The 18,831-nt window shown below is 46.5% G+C and carries 24 protein-coding genes; 12 read left to right on the top strand and 12 right to left on the bottom strand.

All coding sequences use genetic code 11. The features are described from left to right. Positions 1 to 138 precede the first annotated feature (138 nt). Positions 139 to 930 (bottom strand): DUF2935 domain-containing protein, encoded by a 792-nt coding sequence (locus tag PMI05_RS24845; protein WP_007727858.1) that lies wholly within the window; start codon positions 928 to 930, stop codon positions 139 to 141. Between the two features lie 207 nt (positions 931 to 1,137). On the opposite strand from PMI05_RS24845, the gene PMI05_RS31695 reads away from it, so the two are divergent. Next, positions 1,138 to 1,260, top strand: coding sequence for a hypothetical protein (locus tag PMI05_RS31695; RefSeq protein ID WP_007727855.1), 123 nt, complete (start codon positions 1,138 to 1,140; stop codon positions 1,258 to 1,260). Between the two features lie 213 nt (positions 1,261 to 1,473). Here PMI05_RS31695 and PMI05_RS24835 read toward each other — a convergent pair whose 3' ends face one another. Next, a complete protein-coding gene (locus tag PMI05_RS24835) occupies positions 1,474 to 2,304 on the bottom strand; it encodes a DUF2935 domain-containing protein (protein ID WP_369751249.1) in 831 nt (276 codons plus the stop codon). Positions 2,305 to 2,412: 108 nt separating this feature from the next. Here PMI05_RS24835 and PMI05_RS24830 point away from each other — a divergent pair, with 108 nt between their 5' ends. The 5 genes from PMI05_RS24830 to PMI05_RS24810 all read left to right on the top strand — a co-directional run bounded on the left by PMI05_RS24830 (position 2,413) and on the right by PMI05_RS24810 (position 5,288). Next, on the top strand, positions 2,413 to 2,907 hold the full coding sequence (locus tag PMI05_RS24830; RefSeq protein WP_007727846.1) for a DUF1648 domain-containing protein: 495 nt from the start codon (positions 2,413 to 2,415) through the stop codon (positions 2,905 to 2,907). 138 nt (positions 2,908 to 3,045) lie between these two features. Next, a complete protein-coding gene (locus PMI05_RS24825; RefSeq protein WP_007727844.1) occupies positions 3,046 to 3,471 on the top strand; it encodes a DMT family transporter in 426 nt (141 codons plus the stop codon). A gap of 23 nt (positions 3,472 to 3,494) precedes the next feature. After that, positions 3,495 to 4,193, top strand: coding sequence for a Crp/Fnr family transcriptional regulator (locus PMI05_RS24820; protein WP_007727842.1), 699 nt, complete (start codon positions 3,495 to 3,497; stop codon positions 4,191 to 4,193). 21 nt (positions 4,194 to 4,214) lie between these two features. After that, positions 4,215 to 4,682 (top strand): DMT family transporter, encoded by a 468-nt coding sequence (locus PMI05_RS24815; RefSeq protein WP_007727841.1) that lies wholly within the window; start codon positions 4,215 to 4,217, stop codon positions 4,680 to 4,682. Between the two features lie 102 nt (positions 4,683 to 4,784). Continuing rightward, a complete protein-coding gene (locus tag PMI05_RS24810; protein ID WP_007727839.1) occupies positions 4,785 to 5,288 on the top strand; it encodes a CarD family transcriptional regulator in 504 nt (167 codons plus the stop codon). A 69-nt stretch (positions 5,289 to 5,357) separates the two neighbouring features. Here PMI05_RS24810 and PMI05_RS24805 read toward each other — a convergent pair whose 3' ends face one another. After that, positions 5,358 to 6,326 carry an N-acetyltransferase gene (locus PMI05_RS24805; protein ID WP_007727836.1) on the bottom strand — a complete coding sequence of 323 codons (969 nt, stop codon included), beginning with the start codon at positions 6,324 to 6,326 and terminating at the stop codon, positions 5,358 to 5,360. A 156-nt stretch (positions 6,327 to 6,482) separates the two neighbouring features. Then, positions 6,483 to 7,550, bottom strand: a complete 1,068-nt coding sequence (locus PMI05_RS24800) for a CapA family protein (RefSeq protein WP_007727834.1) — start codon at positions 7,548 to 7,550, stop codon at positions 6,483 to 6,485. Positions 7,551 to 7,812: 262 nt separating this feature from the next. On the opposite strand from PMI05_RS24800, the gene murF reads away from it, so the two are divergent. Together murF and PMI05_RS30305 are read left to right on the top strand one after the other, a co-directional pair. Next, complete coding sequence (gene murF, locus PMI05_RS24795; protein WP_238543355.1) at positions 7,813 to 8,871, top strand: UDP-N-acetylmuramoyl-tripeptide--D-alanyl-D-alanine ligase; 1,059 nt, start codon at positions 7,813 to 7,815, stop codon at positions 8,869 to 8,871. A 148-nt stretch (positions 8,872 to 9,019) separates the two neighbouring features. Continuing rightward, a complete protein-coding gene (locus PMI05_RS30305) occupies positions 9,020 to 9,352 on the top strand; it encodes a hypothetical protein (protein ID WP_007727826.1) in 333 nt (110 codons plus the stop codon). Between the two features lie 59 nt (positions 9,353 to 9,411). On the opposite strand, the gene PMI05_RS24790 is transcribed toward PMI05_RS30305, so the two are convergent. The 6 genes from PMI05_RS24790 to PMI05_RS24765 all read right to left on the bottom strand — a co-directional run bounded on the left by PMI05_RS24790 (position 9,412) and on the right by PMI05_RS24765 (position 13,743). Then, complete coding sequence (locus PMI05_RS24790; protein ID WP_007727824.1) at positions 9,412 to 10,185, bottom strand: FixH family protein; 774 nt, start codon at positions 10,183 to 10,185, stop codon at positions 9,412 to 9,414. 6 nt (positions 10,186 to 10,191) lie between these two features. After that, the gene (locus PMI05_RS24785) at positions 10,192 to 10,803 is read right to left on the bottom strand and encodes an SCO family protein (protein ID WP_007727823.1); all 612 of its coding nucleotides are present in this window, start codon (positions 10,801 to 10,803) and stop codon (positions 10,192 to 10,194) included. Between the two features lie 32 nt (positions 10,804 to 10,835). Continuing rightward, on the bottom strand, positions 10,836 to 11,705 hold the full coding sequence (ctaG, locus tag PMI05_RS24780; protein WP_007727822.1) for a cytochrome c oxidase assembly factor CtaG: 870 nt from the start codon (positions 11,703 to 11,705) through the stop codon (positions 10,836 to 10,838). Positions 11,706 to 11,882: 177 nt separating this feature from the next. Beyond that, on the bottom strand, positions 11,883 to 12,353 hold the full coding sequence (locus PMI05_RS24775; RefSeq protein WP_007727821.1) for a co-chaperone YbbN: 471 nt from the start codon (positions 12,351 to 12,353) through the stop codon (positions 11,883 to 11,885). Between the two features lie 3 nt (positions 12,354 to 12,356). After that, complete coding sequence (locus PMI05_RS24770; protein ID WP_007727820.1) at positions 12,357 to 12,785, bottom strand: disulfide oxidoreductase; 429 nt, start codon at positions 12,783 to 12,785, stop codon at positions 12,357 to 12,359. A gap of 172 nt (positions 12,786 to 12,957) precedes the next feature. Further along, positions 12,958 to 13,743: a metallophosphoesterase family protein gene (locus tag PMI05_RS24765; RefSeq protein ID WP_007727813.1), complete on the bottom strand. Its 786-nt coding sequence runs from the start codon at positions 13,741 to 13,743 to the stop codon at positions 12,958 to 12,960. 177 nt (positions 13,744 to 13,920) lie between these two features. Between PMI05_RS24765 and PMI05_RS24760 the strand changes: the two genes are divergently transcribed. The 4 genes from PMI05_RS24760 to PMI05_RS24745 all read left to right on the top strand — a co-directional run bounded on the left by PMI05_RS24760 (position 13,921) and on the right by PMI05_RS24745 (position 17,994). Next, positions 13,921 to 14,676: a cupin domain-containing protein gene (locus PMI05_RS24760; RefSeq protein WP_007727811.1), complete on the top strand. Its 756-nt coding sequence runs from the start codon at positions 13,921 to 13,923 to the stop codon at positions 14,674 to 14,676. Positions 14,677 to 14,779: 103 nt separating this feature from the next. Beyond that, positions 14,780 to 15,502, top strand: coding sequence for an NAD-dependent deacylase (locus PMI05_RS24755; protein ID WP_039961307.1), 723 nt, complete (start codon positions 14,780 to 14,782; stop codon positions 15,500 to 15,502). Between the two features lie 263 nt (positions 15,503 to 15,765). Next, positions 15,766 to 17,682 carry an ABC-F family ATP-binding cassette domain-containing protein gene (locus tag PMI05_RS24750; RefSeq protein WP_007727807.1) on the top strand — a complete coding sequence of 639 codons (1,917 nt, stop codon included), beginning with the start codon at positions 15,766 to 15,768 and terminating at the stop codon, positions 17,680 to 17,682. A 90-nt stretch (positions 17,683 to 17,772) separates the two neighbouring features. Then, entirely contained in the window at positions 17,773 to 17,994 is a 222-nt protein-coding gene (locus PMI05_RS24745; protein ID WP_007727805.1) for a hypothetical protein, read from the top strand. Positions 17,995 to 18,048: 54 nt separating this feature from the next. Here PMI05_RS24745 and PMI05_RS24740 read toward each other — a convergent pair whose 3' ends face one another. Beyond that, on the bottom strand, positions 18,049 to 18,420 hold the full coding sequence (locus tag PMI05_RS24740; protein WP_039961305.1) for a L,D-transpeptidase: 372 nt from the start codon (positions 18,418 to 18,420) through the stop codon (positions 18,049 to 18,051). Between the two features lie 77 nt (positions 18,421 to 18,497). Next, positions 18,498 to 18,743 (bottom strand): hypothetical protein, encoded by a 246-nt coding sequence (locus PMI05_RS24735; protein WP_007727802.1) that lies wholly within the window; start codon positions 18,741 to 18,743, stop codon positions 18,498 to 18,500. Positions 18,744 to 18,831: the final 88 nt, after the last annotated feature.

The raw sequence follows: 18,831 nt of genomic DNA, 5'->3' as shown, positions 1-18,831 counted from the left end.
TGCTGAATTAGTTTTTATGTCTAGGCTAATCTGTTGATCCCAGGTACGACCAATAGCAATCACCCGTAAGATACACTTTGCATAAAGTGACAAGCTTACGGGTGAATTTTGTTAAATAGAAGATATTCTCCTGTTTCGCTACTTGGCGTGTGTAAGGGATACCTCAAAGGCATCTAAAATCTCTAGAAAATGCGAGGCTTCTCTAAATACATGGTCAGCGAGTAATGGGGGGATTATGCTCTTAATTTTGCATTCCTCAATCAGATCACGAGCAGTTTTTTTGAAGTCACGCAATTGACGGACGGATACCCGATTTTGATCGACAAATTGATTCAGTAGCGGTTGCGTTTGAGACTGGGGGCGCATGGAATCAAGATCCTGAGCTTGGAACAATAATTGATCAAAATCATGACTAAACTCTCTAGCTTGATCCACTAGCTTTCTTTCGGAAGGATCGAGCAAATGGTTAATAAATTTCGCATGGTCAGCCATGATTCGTAGGAAGAAGACATTCTCATTAATCACCGCATCAGGTAAGGGATCAAGGTTTCCTGTATTCAGTTGTTCTAATCGATTTCGAAAATAGGCGGCTTCCCTGCTCACGTGATCGACCAACAGCGGAAAGTTGTTACCACCGATTTTGCAACGAATAATGAGTCCGAGTACTTTGCGTTTAAAAGCCCAAATATATGAAACGGCATTGTGAACGATTTGATTAAAGTCATAGATTCGTTGAGGATCTACGTCAGAAGAAAAGGAAAGTGCTTGGTTTTCAATTTCTTCAAAAATGCTGTAAAAGCGATTCGCTTCTTCAATTAATTTTGTGTCTTCGCAGTTAAAGCCCAATTTGAGAAACAGGGAATGTTCTTTCATGATGCGAGACCAAAAACGTATTTCCTCTAATGATCGATCAACAAAAACATCTGTCATTTTGTACCTCCGTATAAGGATTTGGGCGGATCATAGCCCATTTTCCACTTTTGATCACACATGATGTATGTCTATGCGTTTACCCAGTTTCTTGAATGGGCATGAGCACAGAATCAAAAAAAGAATGATGCCCATTTCTCCATACGATTGTTTCGGGCTTTTTCTGGCTTGTCCCATAAAAAAAACTCCCAATAACGGGAGTTTTCCATGTCAAAAACGACGCATGGAATGAATTTGCGTTCTGTGGTGATGGGCCCGCATGCGATGGAAGTGTTCTCTTTCTCTAAAGGTATGATGACGCATGCGATCATGACGATGTTCAAAAGCTAAAGAGCGAAAACGTTCTGCTTGCCTCATGTGGTGATGCATTCGCTGTCTATGATGCTCAATCGGATCCATGACACTTCCCCCTTAACGTTGGTACTTTATAGGATATGAGGACAGCTCCCTGCTTGCTTATGCATGAGTGGATATCGCAAAGAAAGAATGAAAAAGAGGCGTAAAGCCCTTAGCTTTCGCCCCGTTCTGAACATGGTGAATCTTTTACTCAATTCGCGGTCTGGTCGGGAAACAGTCAGGTGATTGCACGTCGGCAACCTCAGATAGCTTCATCAAATAGTAGCATTCTTCTCGAGACATATGGTCGGCCATGAGCGGGGAGAAGACTCCTAGCAATTCATCGCGCATCCGCAGCTCTTCCAATTCATGCAAGAATACCTGAAAAAGCTTCATTTCCATTTCTGCTTGATGGTTAAAACGGCGTAGTGCCGGGAAGTTATTCAGGTTTGTTCGGAGATATCCGGCTAATTCCACCGCTTTTAGGTAAAAATGCTCGAACTTTTTGGTAAATTGTTCACTTTTGAGCTGATAGTCTTTTTCCACCATGTCCAAAAGGGAAGTGATGGTGGCTGCATGCCCTACCGCATCGGAAAGCCATAGGATGTGGAGATCTACCGGGTGGTTGGCAGGTGGCAAGCTTCCGGAGAGGAAAGCATGTAAGATTCGTTCATATTCTTCTAGTTCATTGACCATGTGGTTCATAAACGTGGGTGGAAGACTGATGGATATTTTACTGATGAGGTGCCTTTCTAGAATATGGAGTTTAAAATCACGGAGTTGTTGGGTGAGTGCACTTGCTTGCTGGTTGAGTGTGTGAAGTTCATCGGAAGAGAGGCTTTGTCTGGCGTTATCCAGTAAGCTATCGAATGACACGATAAAGTATACGGCTCTTTCAATCTCACGCTCTTCATTCGGAGCGAGTGATTGAAAAATAAAGCGGGCATGATCTCCCAGAATTTGTAGCCAGAAACGATGCTCAAACAACATACTTTCTCGCAATTGGTCGTTCACTGTTGATCCCTCCTTACTCCACATCAAGATATGTAAAAACGCCCAGAAGTGTGTGACGGATTGACATTGACTCACAAATGGACAGAAATGGTAAAATGTTTGTAGGAGGAGCAGTAGTAAGGGGGGGAGAATATGAAGAGACCAATCATAGAAATACCAAAGACAGGCAGCGAATGGTTATGGGATGTAGTTGGTTGTTTATTTTTCGTGGGGTCGCTACTCTTTATAGTCTTTGCATGGAATAAGCTTCCTGACGAGGTGCCTGCCCATTACAATGCTTTGGGGGAAGTAGATCGCTGGGGCTCAAAATGGGAACTGCTTCTTTTACCTGGGATTGGCGTCTTTATTATTTTCCTCATGCAGGTACTCGAAAAACATCCGGAGCTCCATAACTATCCGGCACGCTTCACTGAATCGAATGCCGAGCAGTTTTATTTGCACAGTCGAAAAATCGTAAACCAAATAAAAAATAGCTGCTTAATTATTTTTTCCGTAATCTTGTTGGAGTCGGTTTCCATTGCTCTAGGATGGGGAGGCGGCTTTGGGAAATGGTTTCTGCCGATCACCATCATTGGGGTGATCGTTCTCCTTGTGATAGGAATCGTGAAACAAAGCAAGATTCAATAAGAAGAATGAGCGAGGGGTCCTTCTAAAGGGAAGGTCCTCTTCTTTGTTTTTTGCAACGAAAATCATGAGGACATATGTCCTTCCCTATCCACCTTGCGATCCTTTTTAATTAGGAACAGATCAGTGTGAGGTGAGAGGATGAAAGGGATTATTTTTGCTATTTTGGGAGGCGTTTTCATTACCTTGCAAGGTGTAGCGAATTCAAGAATCAGTCAGGATATTGGTACTTGGCAAACCGCGACACTTACGCAGTTAACAGGCTTCCTCACGGCTTTTTTACTCCTGTTGTTTTTTCGAGATGGAAAATGGCAGGCATACAGGCGAGTGAAACCGTTATATTTGACAGGTGGGGCATTCGCCGCGTTTATCATTTTTAGCAATGTTACGGCCATCCAGCATATCGGGGTAACCATGACGATTTCAGCTCTCTTGATTGCGCAGCTAAGCCTGACGTTTCTCATTGACAGTAATGGGTGGTTCGGTGTTGATAAACAAAAGATGAGGCTGCCGCATTTTATTGGGATCGGAATGATGATTCTGGGGGTACTAATACTGAGGGCCTGATGACGAGAGGGTGAAACAGAGGAATGAAGGAAATCGAAAATCGTGAGCATTTGCAACAATATCTCCGTGACCATCAGTTAGCGTCTGTTTTTCATGAGCCTTTTTTGCCGCATTTGTCCTTGTTCCAATTTGATCAAGGGGAGCTCATTTGTGCTCAGGGCGAAACGGCCTGTCATCTGTATGTGTTAGTGAAAGGCAAAGTAAAGATTTTTACGACTTCCCCCGAAGGAAAAACCCTGATCCTTTCCTTTAAAAAGCCGCTTGAAGTGATCGGAGATATTGAGTACGTAAGGGGAATTTCTTATCTGAATTCGGTGGAAGCGGCCTCGTCTGTTCTGATGATCGGGATTCATTATCGCTGGTTGAAAAAATACGGTACAGACTACGCTCCACTCCTGCAATTTTTACTGCAAATCATTACGCATAAATTTTGTGTGAAGTCCAACTCATTAAGCATCAACCTTCTGTACCCAGTAGAAGTACGTTTCGCTCGTTATTTGTTGTCCGTTTCGATAGAAGAGTGGAATTCTGCCAACAAAGAACAGATCAGTACGAGCAATCTCTTGGATGCAGCGAATATGATTGGAACGAGCTACAGACATTTGAATCGGGTCATCCAGCAGTTCTGCAAGGAGGGACTGATTGAGCGTGCCAATGGATTCCTTCTGATCAAGGATAGGGAAGGTTTAGCTAAAATAGCGAGCGAGACTCCGAACGAATAATGAGACAGGAGTGTCAAAATCATGGTTGTCGGGCTATTCTTCGCGTTACTGGCTGGCTTGTTGGTCAGCCTGCAAAATATTTTCAACAAGAAAGTAAGTGAACAGGCAGGAACATGGTCTACCACGACACTTGTGCTTGGGACGGGATTTCTGTCTTCTTTAACGATGGGTCTCATTTTCGAAGGGAATCAGTTGTTTTCGCTTCCAGTTATGCAACCGTGGTACTGGTTCAGTGGCATGATCGGTGTTGGGGTGGTCTTTTGTCTGGTGCAAGGGATGAGACTGCTTGGCCCAACGTATGCCATCTCCATTGTTCTCACTGCCCAGCTTGGCTTTGCTTTATGGTCGGATTCCATCGGCTGGTTAGGGCTGGTTCAAGTGCCAATTACTTTTACGCAATTGTTTGGGGTTCTGGTCATTGTCGGGGGTGTGATCGTATTTAAACTAGGCGGCGAATGGCAACAGAATCGCTCAATAAGTAAGATGTAAAATTTTTATTGACTTAATTTTAAACGTCATGATAAAATAAAAAATTTTAAATTCAATTTTTGTGCTATAATATATATAGATTGCTTTGAAGGAGGTGGACGTATGTTTCAAGTTGGAGACAAGGTTTTTTATCCGATGCACGGAGCAGGCGTAATCGACGCGATGGAGGAGAAAGAATTTCTCGGTGAAAAACACCTCTATTATGTGCTCAACATGCTGCTGAAAGAGTTAAACATCATGGTCCCGGTTGAAAAGATGTCCGCTCTTAGTATTCGAAAGGTGGTCGAAGCCGACATTCTGGAGAATGTTTTGGCCGCCATGCGAGAGGGGCAACGCGACACCACCTTGAATGCAGCGCAGCGCTACAAGCTTCATACAGAAAAAATGAAGAGTGGCGATATTTACGAGCAATCTGAGGTCATTCGCGATTTGGTTGGTATGAGTAAAGAAAAGGTATTGGGAACGAGTGACAAAGTGATGCTCGATAATGCGCAGCAGCTCCTCATTAGTGAGATTGAACTGGTAAAAGACGTAGATACGGGTCAGGCAACAGTGATGCTAAAGCAAGCTGTATGCCCAGAAGAAATGTCTGAGATTGTGCCATAAATTTTGTCCATATGAGGTAAGCAAGGGGAGTGATTGTTACTACAATCGCCCCCTTTTTTGTATGTCAAATTACAGCAACAAGCCAGAATCCAGGGAAAATTCTTGGCGACTGGCAAACTGGTGGTATCCAGCACGTAAAAAGGCTTTGGCCATTGGCGTGTTTTTTACATCGGTATCTGCGCGGATGTATGTTTCTCCTGCTTGTACAAGAACGTCTGTGGCCTGCTTCAGCAATCGATCTATATAGCCGTGTCCTCTTTGCTCGGGGAGAACACCTATGTATCCAATCGTGGCAAAGGTAGGGCTCACCGTAGGCATCAAAAAACCAATAAGCTCATTTTTTGCTGTATAGGCAAGCTGCCACCATTCCGGTTCGTACTTCATTTGTTGTAAATCTTTGAACATTTCCTGTGCTTGGGTTAGAGGGCCTTTTTCCAAGCACTCCTCTGTAATTTGTTGATCATGGGTGAATTGTGAGACGCGCATGATGGCATCCACAAATGCAACCTCGCCAACCTCAGGAAGACTGCGGTACACGATCGGATCATGGGTTTCGTTTGACGGTATAACAGTTGCCTCAATCGGTGCATGCCATTCGAAGCGGTTTGTTTCCCGCATAATTCGAAAGCCGAGCGCTTCCAGAACATTTCTTCGCTCTTGGTGATCCGTTTGCCATTGGGGAGAGGAGGAAGGTGAATCCAGAACATAGCCGATTTTCTCCGAAAGATTCCCTGTCATGAGTGTAAAGACTTCGCGTAAGAAATGAGCTCCAAGTGAAGGACATTCTGTCTTTTTCCATGGAAGCTCCCACAAAACCAAATCAGTCGCTTGATTACTGCCAGGCAATGTCCAGAAGGCAAGACGACCAGCGATCTCACCCTGTACCTCCAGAACGAAGCACCAGTCCTGACGCATGGCTCCTTGTGTGAACATTTTGTCAAGGTAAGCAGCTATATCATCCCGAACGGACGCAAGATGGTCCGGGAAGGCAAGAAATGCAGGTAAATCCTCCGAGTGGATACGGCGAACGGTGATCATGCAGGTCATCTCTCCTTTGTTTTGTAACCATCTAAAGTTGATTTATTGGTTACAAGGAGATTTTACCAAAATGTTCTGTGAATCGTCAATCGTGATCAATGTAGGAAAAGAGGAAGGGTAGGGAGCAAACTGCCTGCTCCCTCGTTTGCTCCAGTGTTATTCAATCAATACGCCACGCGACCTGCCTATGATGCGGACGGCACGATTCCACAGCAACTGGAGCTTTTTTCTCTGCAGGGGTCGCACATACAGATCAGGGCTTTTCAAATAGGAACGCATGGGGATGACACGAAAGCATATACGTCCCTGACTTACATACCGTTGCGAAAACGTCGGGATGACGGAAATTTGCTCGAGTGAAATCTGATTCCTCTCATCTTTTTCGACAGTAAATCGCAGGATTGCTCCGCACTGAGATTGATCAAACGAGAGCATTTTCTCTGATGTGAAGTTGCCCAAAGAATACGCGACTAGTGTTTGTCTCTTTGTTCCGTGAGCAGTCGTGATACTCGGGGTGACAACAGGTTGCAGAACATGTGGATGAGCTCCGAGGATGACATCAGCACCGTTGTCGAGCAGGCTTTGTACGAGCTGTCGCTGGCGCGTCGTTGGTGTATAGCGGAATTCAATCCCAAAGTGAAGGGAGATGATCACAACATCAACGAGAGGACGGACTTTTCTCAGGTCGGATAATATCGTGTCAAGATGAAGAAGTCGGACAATCCATGGTGTATGAGCGGGGATCACCTGCTTGTTTGTCCCGTAGGTGTATGCAAGCATGGCGATGCGAATGCCGTTTACATCCTTAATCAGGTAGCTATTTGCCTCCTCGGGGCTTCGATAGGTTCCGGTATGAGCAAGCTTGTATCGATCCAAAACATCAAGAGTTCTGCAAAGTCCGGTTACTCCACCATCCAGACAGTGGTTATTCACTGTAGTCAATACGTCAAATCCAGAAGTTTTCAAGTCCCGAGCCAATTCATCTGGACAGTTGAACCGAGGGTAACCGGTTCGTGCCGAACCGATTTGATAAGGCTGTGTTTTCCCGGAAAAGGTGGTTTCTAAATTGCCAATCGTGAGATCTGCCGCTGAGAGAATCGGTGCCACGGGATGAAACATATCCGTAAAAGAGAATTGATCTGTACCTGGCAGTCTGGCAGTTGCCACCTGTTCTTTCCACATCAGGATGTCACCTACAGCGGCGATGGTGGCCTTCTTTTTCATTCGCTTCACCTCCCCTCCTACTCTATTCCAGAAGTCGTCCGTCTGATTTGGATTGTAGCGGAACGTTTTCATAGATAATGGTCTATACAGGCTGTCTATGTCGTTCATACAATAGGAAAGCTGATCGTGAGAAGAACGAGGCAAAGGGGTGAAACCCGTGAAAAAGAAGAGAAGAGCTGTTGCTGTACCTGTAAAGACACTGATTCTCGACAAGCCGGTTATCGCTGTGACGGGAAGTGCAGGGAAGACCACAACAAAAGAAATGATCTATTCCATCCTGAATCTACGTATGCCCACATATAAATCGATGTACAACAAGAACTTCCTGGGAAATACAAGAGCGCATACCAAAAGAATTCGGGACGAGCACAAGGCCGCAGTGCTTGAGTACGGTATTTATCGAAGTGGTCATTTGCGACAGCATTGCAAAATCATACAGCCGTCGATGGGAGTCATTACGAATATTGGCACGGCTCATATCGGAAATTTTGGTGGTGATGCCAGGCAGCTAGCGTTAGCAAAAACGGAGTTAATTCGTCATATGAAATCCACGGGAACCATTTTTCTGAATTGGGATTGTCCCTATTCTCGCCAGTTTATTCAACAGCCTTATCTGGGTTCGTTCACGGGAAAAATCATAACATTTGGCAAGGAGCAGGAGGCGGACTATAAGGCGGGGAGAACGAAAATAGAGGGCAATGGGTTTCAATTCGAATGTTCTTTGCGCGGAGAAAAGGAATCATTTTTTGTCCCCATTCCCGGCGAGCATAATTTGTACAACGCGCTGGCTGCTATCGCAGTCGCACATACGATGGGGATTCCTGTCGATGATATTCGGCGTGGGTTAAGCCAGTTTCGCGGCCAGCGAAAACGACTAACCAGCTATCGACTCGCGAATAACATTCAAGTGCTGGATGATACCTACAGCTCGAATCCGGATGCGGCCAAGGCTGCGATTGATGTGTTAAGCCAGGTAGGGCATTCCACAAAGATCGCGGTGCTCGCCAGTATGTTGGAAATGGGCACATACGACGTGAAAGGTCATGAGGATGTCGGGAAATATTTGAGTCAAAAAAATGTAGACTACTTATATACGCTGGGAAGAAGTGCTAGGTATATTGCCAGAGCAGCGATTCTCTCCGGTTTTCCGGCAAATCGGGTCAGGCATTGCTTGAGCAAGGCAGGCTTGCATCGTCGTCTAGCACAACAGCTGAAGCCAAATACAGCCTTCCTCGTAAAAGGATCAAATCGGTTGAAAATGGGAGAGACTGTACAGTTTTTGTGCAGAGTAACAGCCAATCGAAACACTCCGAAAGGGTGAAAGAGTGGGGACGCTTGCGGGGTGACGGACAAGGACTTTATATACAGGCTATTGCGGAAAAAATAGGTGAATGACGGCGGGCAAACGCACATACCATCTGTGCGTTTGCTGCATTTCCTATAGGGAGACTAGTAGGAGGTGACACGTCATGTCATATCAATTTCCCCCTGGCGGTCCAGAAGGTTCCCCAGGTTCCCCCGGTTCACCGAGAGGTTTTCCCCCTCCGCCACCAGGCCCTCCACCGAGCAGGACGCCAAGTGCACCGGGAGCAAGAGGCTATGGGGGAACACGTCGGATCGATGCTGGCGGATTCTATCCCTGTTTATATCGTTACACGTACGTTTGGCTGCGAAATGGTCGCTCTTTCTGGTTCTACCCCGTCTATGTCAGTCGTAACTCTGTAACCGGTTATCGCTGGAGAGGGAATCGATGGGAGTATTACGGGACAGACTTGGATCGAATCGCCTATTTTACATGCTAACTTCATTCACAAGCAAAAAGGCCATTCCCTGGGAGGATGGCCTTTTTATTTTGAAGGACTTATTTTATGGAGAGTGAGAAATCTTTGTGATCATGAATCTCTCCTTTTTCCACATGGACCTTCACTGTATAATCCCCGGCAGTAGGGAACTGTACGTTGCCTTCATACTGGCCTGCCGCAGTTTCCGTTGCATCGACGAAGCTGTGCTTCTCGTCATTTCCCCGCCAGAACTCGAATTTGACTGTTGCTTTGTCCAACGCGTTGTTGTCTTTCATCAGATGAACGGTGAGAGCAGCTGGCGTTGCTACTTGAATATTGTCGGCTGGAGAGAAATGATAATCAACTGTTTCACCATTCGCGTGACCTGCCGCCCCATGATCATGGGACTGACCTGCGTCAGCTGGAGGTGCGGATGGCGTCGCCTCAGGCGTCTCGCCAGTCTTGTTGTTTACGGTAAACGGGGTCTTCTGCATATTGTGGAAATCACGTGCCGTTACATGGTAATAGACAAAATAAGAACCTGGCTCGCTAATGGTTTGTTGGGCCGTGTAGACACCGTCTCCTTGCAGTGAAGCCGGGATCGTTTCATGCTTTTCTTGCCCATCTTTCCACCATTCGAACTTTACTTCCTTGGCATCGTCCACGGGTTGGCCAGCTTGTGTGACTTTAACGGAGAAGGTAACTGTGTCGCCCGCTACAAGCTCCTTTGGTTCCAATGTAAAGGCAGCGTCAACGGGAGCTCCGGGTTGAAAAGCTTGTTGCTCGTTCTCTTTTCCACAAGCGGCTAAAAGGAGCATAAGCATGGATAAGAGCAGAATCATCGTACGTTTCATGTTGGATTACCCTTCCTTCTTCAATTTCAACAGTTCCTGATAAATTTGTTCGGGATCGAAATCGTCACCCATGCCGAATTTTTGAATGACGGCATTGTTATCATCCACGAGATACGTACTCGATGTATGAGAGATAAATCCATCATCCATCTTATTGGCAAAAAAGCCAAGCGAATTTGTCACCGTTTTGATCGTTTCCTCATCACCCCGAAGCAGGGTCCAGCCTTGTTCTTGAATCCCCAACTGCTTGGCATAGTAGCGCATGACATCAGGGGTGTCGTTTTGTGGATCAATCGTGATGGTCAAAAACTCAACATCATGCCCCATCAAGTTTGCTTCGAGCAAGCGCTTTTGCAACTGAACCATTTTTACCGTTGTTGTGGGACAAATATCCGGGCAACGGGTATAAATCAGCTCTACCAAGCGAACCGTTTTCTTTTGCGGTGCTAGCGAATAGGATTGTCCATCGATGGTTTGCAGAGTCACATCAGGTAATTTCGCCTGGGCGTTTTTGGGCCCGAACCACACCCAAGAAGCGACAAGAGCAACAAGGACTAGGACGGGTAACAACAAGAGCAACCGTCGGATTCGGATTGCGGTAGCAGGGGCGATATTCACGTGTGTGGCGCCTCCTTTCTGTTTCTTTTTGGCTATGGCGTCATGAGGCCGTCCTCTTCCTGATTCTTTTCTTTTCGATACCAGGTAGAGAAGATGTAAGCCAGGACGACTCCGTATGTCAGTTCCTGCATGAGCTTCATCACAATTCCGCCCAGCCGTTGATCCTCGAGAGGGAGAAGAGGAACGGCAAACATCGATTTGTCAATCGGCGTGGAAAAGAATGGAGCGCAGAGCATGGAAGGACCGTCTACATATGTCGTATACAACGGTGTTGCAGAAAAAATAATCAGTGCGCATGCAGGCGTAATCAAAACGCCGTTAGCAAAGATGTAGGCAAGCTTTTGCAGTTCCGACAGACGGTGAATTTCCGGTATCGGTGCGACAACCGGCATCCACATCAAAATCGCAGTCACCAGCAGCAGTAAATGAATCAAATTATGTAGGGCCAAGTTGTTCATTGCCAAGTCTAAAATAACAGGCATGTGGTAAAACGAGAACAGGGCATTGAACATGAGAATAGCAGGTATCGGGTGACTCGCTATGCGCATGAACAGCTTGAGCCCCCGGCGATAGAACAGGCCGCGGATCAACCATGACGGGGTCCCTGCCAAGAGGAGCAAGGGCATTACGAGATAGAGCAACGATTGCTGCAGCATGTGGGCACTAAATAAAAAATGCCCAGCTACGTTCAGAGGACTCCCCATACTAAAGTAAAAACCAATTAAGCCGAGGGTGAAAAAAGTCTTTTGCTTTCGTGTAACAGGTGTGGAATCTTGAAAAGTTTGGCGTAATGGTCCGGTCAATGAGAAATAAGCCAGACCGATCAAGAAGGTCAAAAGAATCAGCTCTGGATTCCATGTTGCCCGAAAGCCAAAGGTTTCAGTGAAATAAGTGAGGGTCATGCGATTACCTCCGTTTTCAAGGATTATCCCCAGTACTCATTATAGGCAAATAACTGGAAAAGCCTAATGACTCGTTCGGGCTATTTCTTCCAAGGGAACGGAAATCTTCACATATTTGTCACGTATGTCCAATATGAAAAGAGCCTCCCGCAAAGAATCGAGGGAGGCTACCAAATGTTATGATTTTTTCTGTTCTTCCAACCAAGTTTTCCATTCGCTTGCTTCGCGTCCACCGACGAGTCGAGCTACTTCCTTGCCGCCCTTGTAATGAACGAGGGTCGGAGTGAATTCGATGTTGTATTCACCATAGCTGGCGTTAAATTCCAGCAAATTGAGCTTTTTCATATCGATGTCCAAGCTTTTCACGATCGGTACTAGGACGGGGGTAGTTGCTTTGCAATGCTCACAAACCGGGCTGTAAAAGTAAACAAACGCGTCCTCTTGATTATCGAGCTTACCTTTGAGCTCATTAGGCATAATGAGATTATCGTACAGCGGGTCACTCAATTGTTCCAGAGTAGCGGGGTGCAAATTGGCTTTACCGTAAGGGTTTCCTTCCGCAAGCTGACGGTTCGAAATGTCAGAGTACACAATCGCACCGATCAGGAGCGCAGCCACAAGGATGGATAGAAAGATGACTTTCTTCATGAATCATTTCTCCTTTGCATTTTTCATAACGATGACAAGCAGGATGCTGATCAAGGTGAAGGCAATGAGAGCAAGGAACGGAATTGTGATAAAGCCTAGCCAGTTAATATAGTCCGTGTTGCATGGTACAATGCCGCAAGCACTACCCAGATCTTGCAGGGCAGGTATTTTTTGAATCGAGTAATGATACAGCGATGTGAGTCCTCCTATGATGGAGAGAATCAAGGCGTACGACGCGATCTTGTCATCTTTCTTCGCGGTGGCCACCCCGAGTAAGATGACGAGCGGGTACATCAAGATTCGCTGGTACCAGCACAGGTCACACGGTATGTACTTTAACACCTCTGAAAAAAACAAACTGCCTCCTGTTGCGATTAGGGAGACTCCCCAAGCGGCAAACATGGCTTGTTCCACGATTTGCTGACGTTTCATATAAACACCTCGTCCATATCTTAACATATTACAAATCGAAAGTAGATTATAAAAAGTAATAATTTGTTGAACGAATGGGCTTGTCTCTCGCATCATACTGGATGCACTACCCGATGCGCTTGCAGCAGGTAGGAGCACCAGTGCGAAAGCTCCCAGTTTTTGCTGATCATGATCAGTAGACCCGTACTTGTGGAGAGGATTGCCTATCCCGAATCGGTACGAAAATGGGTTGAAGAGAAGGCCATTCGACGAGCATGACGCCTCGCCAATATCCTGCGCCACCATCAATGCCGACGATATTGTTTCTGCGCCAAGGACCGCTGCCTGTGTATTGAGGCAATCCTGGAACAGGGGTATGGCCAAAGATGACAGGGAGTTCTCCATCATAATAAAGGTAAAAAGGCTCGCGAATCCATAGTAAATCTTGCGGATTTTGTTCCTGCAAGGGGATGCCGGGTCGAATGCCTGCGTGTACCAAAAGTGCGGCTGGAGCTCCTGTTCGCGGATCGGCTGGCAGCTCTATATACAAAGGAAGAGACGACAAGGCTGGCAAAATTGTTGGATAGCGAGAAAGGATGAATTGCCGCGCTTCTTCTTGGTCCTGCATAGAAGGCATCCGGTTAAGAAAAGCTCGCCGAAGCGGGTGATTCCCTAAGAAAGAACGTATGGTGGCATCGCCGCCATTGTAGCGCAGGTATAACTCCGGATTGCCGTTGCCGGATAGCCAGTCCTCGAGCATTTGCTCGTGGTTGCCTTTTATGAGATAGATTTGGTTCGGATACGTCTGCCGAAGAGCGAGTAGATCGAGCAATACTTCCTTTGATTCCGGTCCTCGATCAATCATGTCCCCCAATACATACAGATGATCGCCAGCTTGGGGAGAGAAGGAAACGTCCCGCAGCGCCTTTTGAAAAGCCTGATTCTGACCATGTATGTCCGAGACTAAATAAGTAGTCAAACAAGATCACCCTCCTCGAGTACCCGTTATGCCTTTTAGTAGGATATGTTTGTGTAAAGTGGAGGGTGAAAGGTGTGTCTCTTTCTCGATGGAATAGATGGGTGCACATATTTTGTGAACCGGAATAGAGATGCATAATGAGTCAAAGACCCATAGGGTGGGAGGATCAAACGACAGATGGCTACTTCCTATCGCGACTATACATCCCCAAATACTCAGTTCACGTACGATATGAGAAATAATCTGTTTTTCAAAAAGGACGATCGGAATTTCATCGATGCCTTGGGGATCGCACAATTAAATACATTAGGCAACAGCTCACTGCTGGATATTTTTCTGACAACGGGAAATGTTGTCGAGCCACACATTCATCAAAATGCAGCGGAACTGGTGTATTGCATCGCTGGTGAGGCCATTGTGTCCTTAATCAATCCTTTTACCAATCAATTGCTCAACTACAATATTAAACCGAGACAAGTTGCTAATATCCCGCAGGGCTGGTGGCATTATGAAATGGCTTTGACAGACGATACGCATCTACTGGCTATTTTTGATGCGCCTGTTCCTGAGGTGATCTTTGGCTCCGATATTTTACGGTTGACTCCAGCAAGTGTGTGGGCACATACGTATTGTTTAGACGAAGCAAGGGTAAAAGAAACTTTTGCACCTATTACAAAAACAGTTGTGATTGGCCCACCAGTAGGATGTCAGCAGCAGGGGCAGTTGCCAGATAGAGCTGCCTCAAGTCAGTACCCGTACCATGGCTACTCGAGCCAGTTGCCAGACAGTTACGGTTATTACGATGCCAACTATGGGCAGCATGGTGGGTATGGACAGCACCCAGTCTATCAACAGCCGACTGGTTATCCGCAATATGGCACGAATCCCTACCATACCGGATACCTGCCCCAACCCGTTTACCCATCCTATTGAATGGAAAGACAGATAGTGTCTTGATGGGCAGGTCTCCCAAATCCGGCATTCTTCTATTACAATCAGGAGAAGCACATTTTCAAAGAAGAAGGGGGAGACTATGATGGATCATCTGGCACACTGGTTGCGGACATCTTCCTTTACAGTTGTATTCACCGGAGCAGGCATGTCGACAGAGAGTGGCTTGCCTGATTTTCGTTCACAGTCCGGGTTATGGCGCGGCAAAGATCCGATGCAACTTGCGAGTACACGCGCGATGATGGAGAATCGGGAAGCGTTTGTGGAATTTTATCAGATGCGTATTCAAGGACTACTGTCTTGTAAGCCACACGCCGGACACGAATGCTTAGCTGAATGGGAGCGGCGTGGATTGGTTCATGGGATCATTACACAAAATGTAGATGGCTTTCATCAAACGGCGGGAAGCTTGGCTGTAGCCGAACTCCATGGCTCCCTTGCGAAAATCTGCTGTTTTGCCTGCGGGACCGAGTATGCCAATACACGTTATCTGGAGGATCAAGGGACGATTTGCGCATGCGGCGGATTTTTGCGTCCGGGTGTTGTCTTGTTTGGCGAATCTTTGCCGCAATCGCAAGTCGATCAGGCCATCTCGTGGACCGAACAAGCCGATTTGTTCATCGTATTAGGTTCTTCGCTTACGGTGAGTCCAGCCAATTGGTTTCCGCAGCATGCAAAAGAAAGAGGAGCCAAACTGGTCATCGTCAATCAGGAACCAACCCCATTGGATGCGTGGGCAGATGAGGTCATCCAAAATGAACGGATCGGCGACGTGCTGCAAAGAGTAGGACAGTCGTTAGGAAAATAAAAGCAGGCGTGCTCGATGAAAAGAGTACGCTTTTCCTGTTTGGGCTCGTTGACATGCCTTATTGCGGTGACGCTTCTTATTTTATTTTTATACAGGTGTCATTATTACTTAATATTCAATATTTTACCATTAGTGAGATAACATTCCGATATTTGCTTGATCCATTTGAATCACCCTAGAGCTTCCGCGAAAAACATGATACCATCGAGTGTAAGATTCATATGGCTTCTCGATAAGCAAATAGAAAAGTACAGGTGACGTTTATGCAAATATTATCAGTAGAAAACCTCTCCAAAGGTTATGGAGAAAAAGTATTGTTTGATAACATTTCGTTTCATATTGCCGAGCAAGAGCGTATTGGTCTGATTGGTGTCAATGGTACGGGAAAATCCTCGCTCTTGAAAATCGTGGCGGGCCTGGATACGGCGGATAGCGGGAAAATTGTTCACGCGAATCATTTCCGTGTGGAGTATTTACCGCAAAATCCCGATTTTGACGAAAACTCCTCCGTACTGGAACAAGTATTTTACGGCGATTCTCCGCTCATTCAGCTTTTGCGTGATTATGAAACAGCACTAGAGGCTGTTCAGGAATCTCCTGACGACGAGAAAAAGCAGGCGCGATTGTTTGCAGTTCAAAACAGGATGGATGCGGCTGATGCGTGGGAGAGCAATACGCAAGCCAAAATGATCCTGACCAAGCTTGGTCTGCACAATTTCTCGCAAAAGGTAGGAGAGCTCTCTGGTGGACAAAAAAAGCGGGTAGCAATGGCACGTGCTCTGATCCAACCAGCAGACCTGCTCATTTTGGATGAGCCTACGAACCATATTGACAATGAGACAGTTGAGTGGCTGGAAGAGTATTTGTCCCGCTACAAGGGTGCTTTGCTGCTCGTCACCCATGATCGTTACTTCCTGGATCGCGTGACGAACCGCACGTTTGAGCTGGATCGCGGCAAGCTGTACAGCTATGAAGGCAACTACGCGATGTTCCTGGAGAAAAAAGCGGAGCGTGAAGAAAACGAAGCGGCCGTTGAGAGTAAGCGGCAAAATCTGCTTCGACGCGAGCTGGCATGGCTTCGTCGTGGAGCAAAAGCGCGGACGACCAAACAAAAGGCGCGTGTGCAACGGGCTGAGGAGTTGCGAGATAAAGCCGTAGATGGACCAGCTACCAAGATGGAAATGGCACTCGGGGCCAGCCGTCTCGGCAAAAAGGTAATCGAGCTTACGAACATCCATAAAGCGTACGGTGAGCGAAAACTGATCAACGATTTCAGTTATATTGTCCTGCCGGGTGATCGTGTAGGGATTATTGGGCCAAACGGAAGCGGAAAAACGACACTCTTGAACATGCTCGCAGGAAGAATTCAACCGGATAGCGGTTCATTGGAAATCGGGACGACCGTTAAAATCGCTTACTACACGCAAGATAATGTCGAGATGGACGAAAAGCTGCGCGTCATCGAATATGTAAAGGAAGCAGCAGAGGTCATTCAGACGAGCAATGGCGAGTCGATCACGGCTTCGCAAATGCTTGAGCGGTTCTTGTTTTCGCCGCATATGCAATGGACACCGATTTCCCGCCTGTCTGGGGGAGAGCGCAGACGTCTCTATCTGCTTCGTACGCTAATGGGAGAGCCGAATGTGCTGTTTTTAGATGAGCCTACGAATGATTTGGATATTCAAACGCTCAGTATTTTGGAAGACTATCTCGAGCAGTTCCCAGGCGCAGTCATCACGGTATCGCATGACCGCTATTTCCTCGATCGTACAGTCGACCATTTGTTTGCTTTTGAGGGGCAAGGAAACATTCGTCAATACTTCGGCAACTACTCCGAGTATCTGGAAGAAAGACGCCAGGAAAAAGCAACTCAGGTGCAAGAAGCGGATCAACAGGCAGAAAAGACGCAAAGCAACAGCGGAGCTAATCGCGGCAACAACCGCACGCGCAAGCTGTCTTACAAGGATCAGAAGGAATGGGATGCGATTGAAGGCAAGATCGCGGCTTTGGAAGAGCGCAGCGTCAAGCTAAAGCAAGAGATTGCAGCGTCTGGCAGCGATTATGGCAAAATTGAAAAGCTCTATGCAGAAGAACAGCAAGTGGCGGCAGAGCTGGAGGCAACCGTTGAGCGTTGGGCGGAATTATCAGCATTGGTAGAGGAATTGGAGCAAGGGAAATAATTAGTGGCGTAGCCAGTAATTGAGGGCTGGGAAAGCGACGCTTCGACCTGTAGACTAGAGTAGATTACTAGAGTAGAGGAGTCGCTGTCGTTGCCTGCCTATAAGTTAGACCCGGAATGGGTGATGTCTTACCTAGAGCTGCAAGAACAGCAGCTCTCTTCCGAAGTGCATCCAGAGGATAAAGAAGTGATCATGAACAAGATCAGGGAAATGACGTTATCGATCATGTATAAGCAAGCGAGAAGATTTCTTGTATACTTGGAAGCGGATGAAACGGAAGCAGAAAGAACGAAAAAGACTCATCTTATGTAAAGAAGACCCGCCTTGGTTTAAGAGAGGCGGGTCTTTGCATGTCTATGTCTATGTTTATTGCTGTCTGATTCGAACAGGCGTACCTATGGGCACGATTTTTGCCAGCGCATTCACGTCCTTATTATACATGCGAATACAGCCGTGAGATACATACTTGCCGATAGAAGAAGGATCGTTCGTACCGTGAATGCCATAGTGTGGTTTGCTTAGTCCCATCCATAAGGTGCCGAAAGCACTCAAAGGACCTCCCGGATAGGAATTCGGATAGGGGACTTTGTTGATGATGGTAAAATCCCCGCGTGGTGTCGAAGTGGCAATTTTGCCCAAGGCAACAGGATAAGAGCGGATGAGTCGGTTTCCATCGAACAAATCAAGACGTAGCTTCGCAATCGAGATGCGGATGTTGTAGGACGGCAGTTTCTTCACCTCCCCCACAGACGATACGAAATGCCGCTCTTACTATGTTATGAAAGCCAACGGAACCGGTACCTTTCCTCTCATGATTAATGTAATTTGAAATCTAACGAAAACGTATCCGGATAGCGCAGGCCGTCACGGTAGAACAAGGTTCGCACCCAGACGTACATCCGTAAAGGAATGGAAGGAAAGACAATGGCCAGCTTACCTTCTTCCAAGACAGGCAAATCGAGCGGGGATTGAATTTCATAAGGGACTCCCTCTTGATCAAGCAACGTTTTGTAATGTTGGGCCTCGCTCCAGCTAACAGGATAATAAAATGATTTTTCCATCCAATTCCAACACCTTTCCAGGTTTCACTGCTTACCATTGTATGTAAAACATTTGAGATAAAAAAAGAAACAAACGCCACAGGCATTG

It is taken from the genome of Brevibacillus sp. BC25, assembly GCF_000282075.1.
Classification (GTDB): domain Bacteria; phylum Bacillota; class Bacilli; order Brevibacillales; family Brevibacillaceae; genus Brevibacillus.
The sequence above is the reverse complement of the archived record's forward strand: the minus strand, read 5'-3'. Positions and strand labels throughout refer to the sequence as shown.

Coding starts and splice junctions, on each gene's coding strand:
- PMI05_RS24810 (WP_007727839.1), top strand. CDS start 4,785: ATGTTTCAAGTTGGAGACAAGGTTTTTTATCCGATGCACGGAGCAGGC.
- murF (WP_238543355.1), top strand. CDS start 7,813: ATGATCTATTCCATCCTGAATCTACGTATGCCCACATATAAATCGATG.
- PMI05_RS24845 (WP_007727858.1), bottom strand. CDS start 930: ATGACAGATGTTTTTGTTGATCGATCATTAGAGGAAATACGTTTTTGG.
- PMI05_RS30305 (WP_007727826.1), top strand. CDS start 9,020: ATGTCATATCAATTTCCCCCTGGCGGTCCAGAAGGTTCCCCAGGTTCC.
- PMI05_RS24735 (WP_007727802.1), bottom strand. CDS start 18,743: ATGGAAAAATCATTTTATTATCCTGTTAGCTGGAGCGAGGCCCAACAT.
- PMI05_RS24770 (WP_007727820.1), bottom strand. CDS start 12,785: ATGAAACGTCAGCAAATCGTGGAACAAGCCATGTTTGCCGCTTGGGGA.
- PMI05_RS24760 (WP_007727811.1), top strand. CDS start 13,921: ATGGCTACTTCCTATCGCGACTATACATCCCCAAATACTCAGTTCACG.
- PMI05_RS24790 (WP_007727824.1), bottom strand. CDS start 10,185: ATGAAACGTACGATGATTCTGCTCTTATCCATGCTTATGCTCCTTTTA.
- PMI05_RS24825 (WP_007727844.1), top strand. CDS start 3,046: ATGAAAGGGATTATTTTTGCTATTTTGGGAGGCGTTTTCATTACCTTG.
- PMI05_RS24775 (WP_007727821.1), bottom strand. CDS start 12,353: ATGAAGAAAGTCATCTTTCTATCCATCCTTGTGGCTGCGCTCCTGATC.
- PMI05_RS24820 (WP_007727842.1), top strand. CDS start 3,495: ATGAAGGAAATCGAAAATCGTGAGCATTTGCAACAATATCTCCGTGAC.
- ctaG (WP_007727822.1), bottom strand. CDS start 11,705: ATGACCCTCACTTATTTCACTGAAACCTTTGGCTTTCGGGCAACATGG.
- PMI05_RS24800 (WP_007727834.1), bottom strand. CDS start 7,550: ATGAAAAAGAAGGCCACCATCGCCGCTGTAGGTGACATCCTGATGTGG.
- PMI05_RS24755 (WP_039961307.1), top strand. CDS start 14,780: ATGGATCATCTGGCACACTGGTTGCGGACATCTTCCTTTACAGTTGTA.
- PMI05_RS24830 (WP_007727846.1), top strand. CDS start 2,413: ATGAAGAGACCAATCATAGAAATACCAAAGACAGGCAGCGAATGGTTA.
- PMI05_RS24750 (WP_007727807.1), top strand. CDS start 15,766: ATGCAAATATTATCAGTAGAAAACCTCTCCAAAGGTTATGGAGAAAAA.
- PMI05_RS24815 (WP_007727841.1), top strand. CDS start 4,215: ATGGTTGTCGGGCTATTCTTCGCGTTACTGGCTGGCTTGTTGGTCAGC.
- PMI05_RS24805 (WP_007727836.1), bottom strand. CDS start 6,326: ATGATCACCGTTCGCCGTATCCACTCGGAGGATTTACCTGCATTTCTT.
- PMI05_RS31695 (WP_007727855.1), top strand. CDS start 1,138: ATGTCAAAAACGACGCATGGAATGAATTTGCGTTCTGTGGTGATGGGC.
- PMI05_RS24835 (WP_369751249.1), bottom strand. CDS start 2,304: ATGTGGAGTAAGGAGGGATCAACAGTGAACGACCAATTGCGAGAAAGT.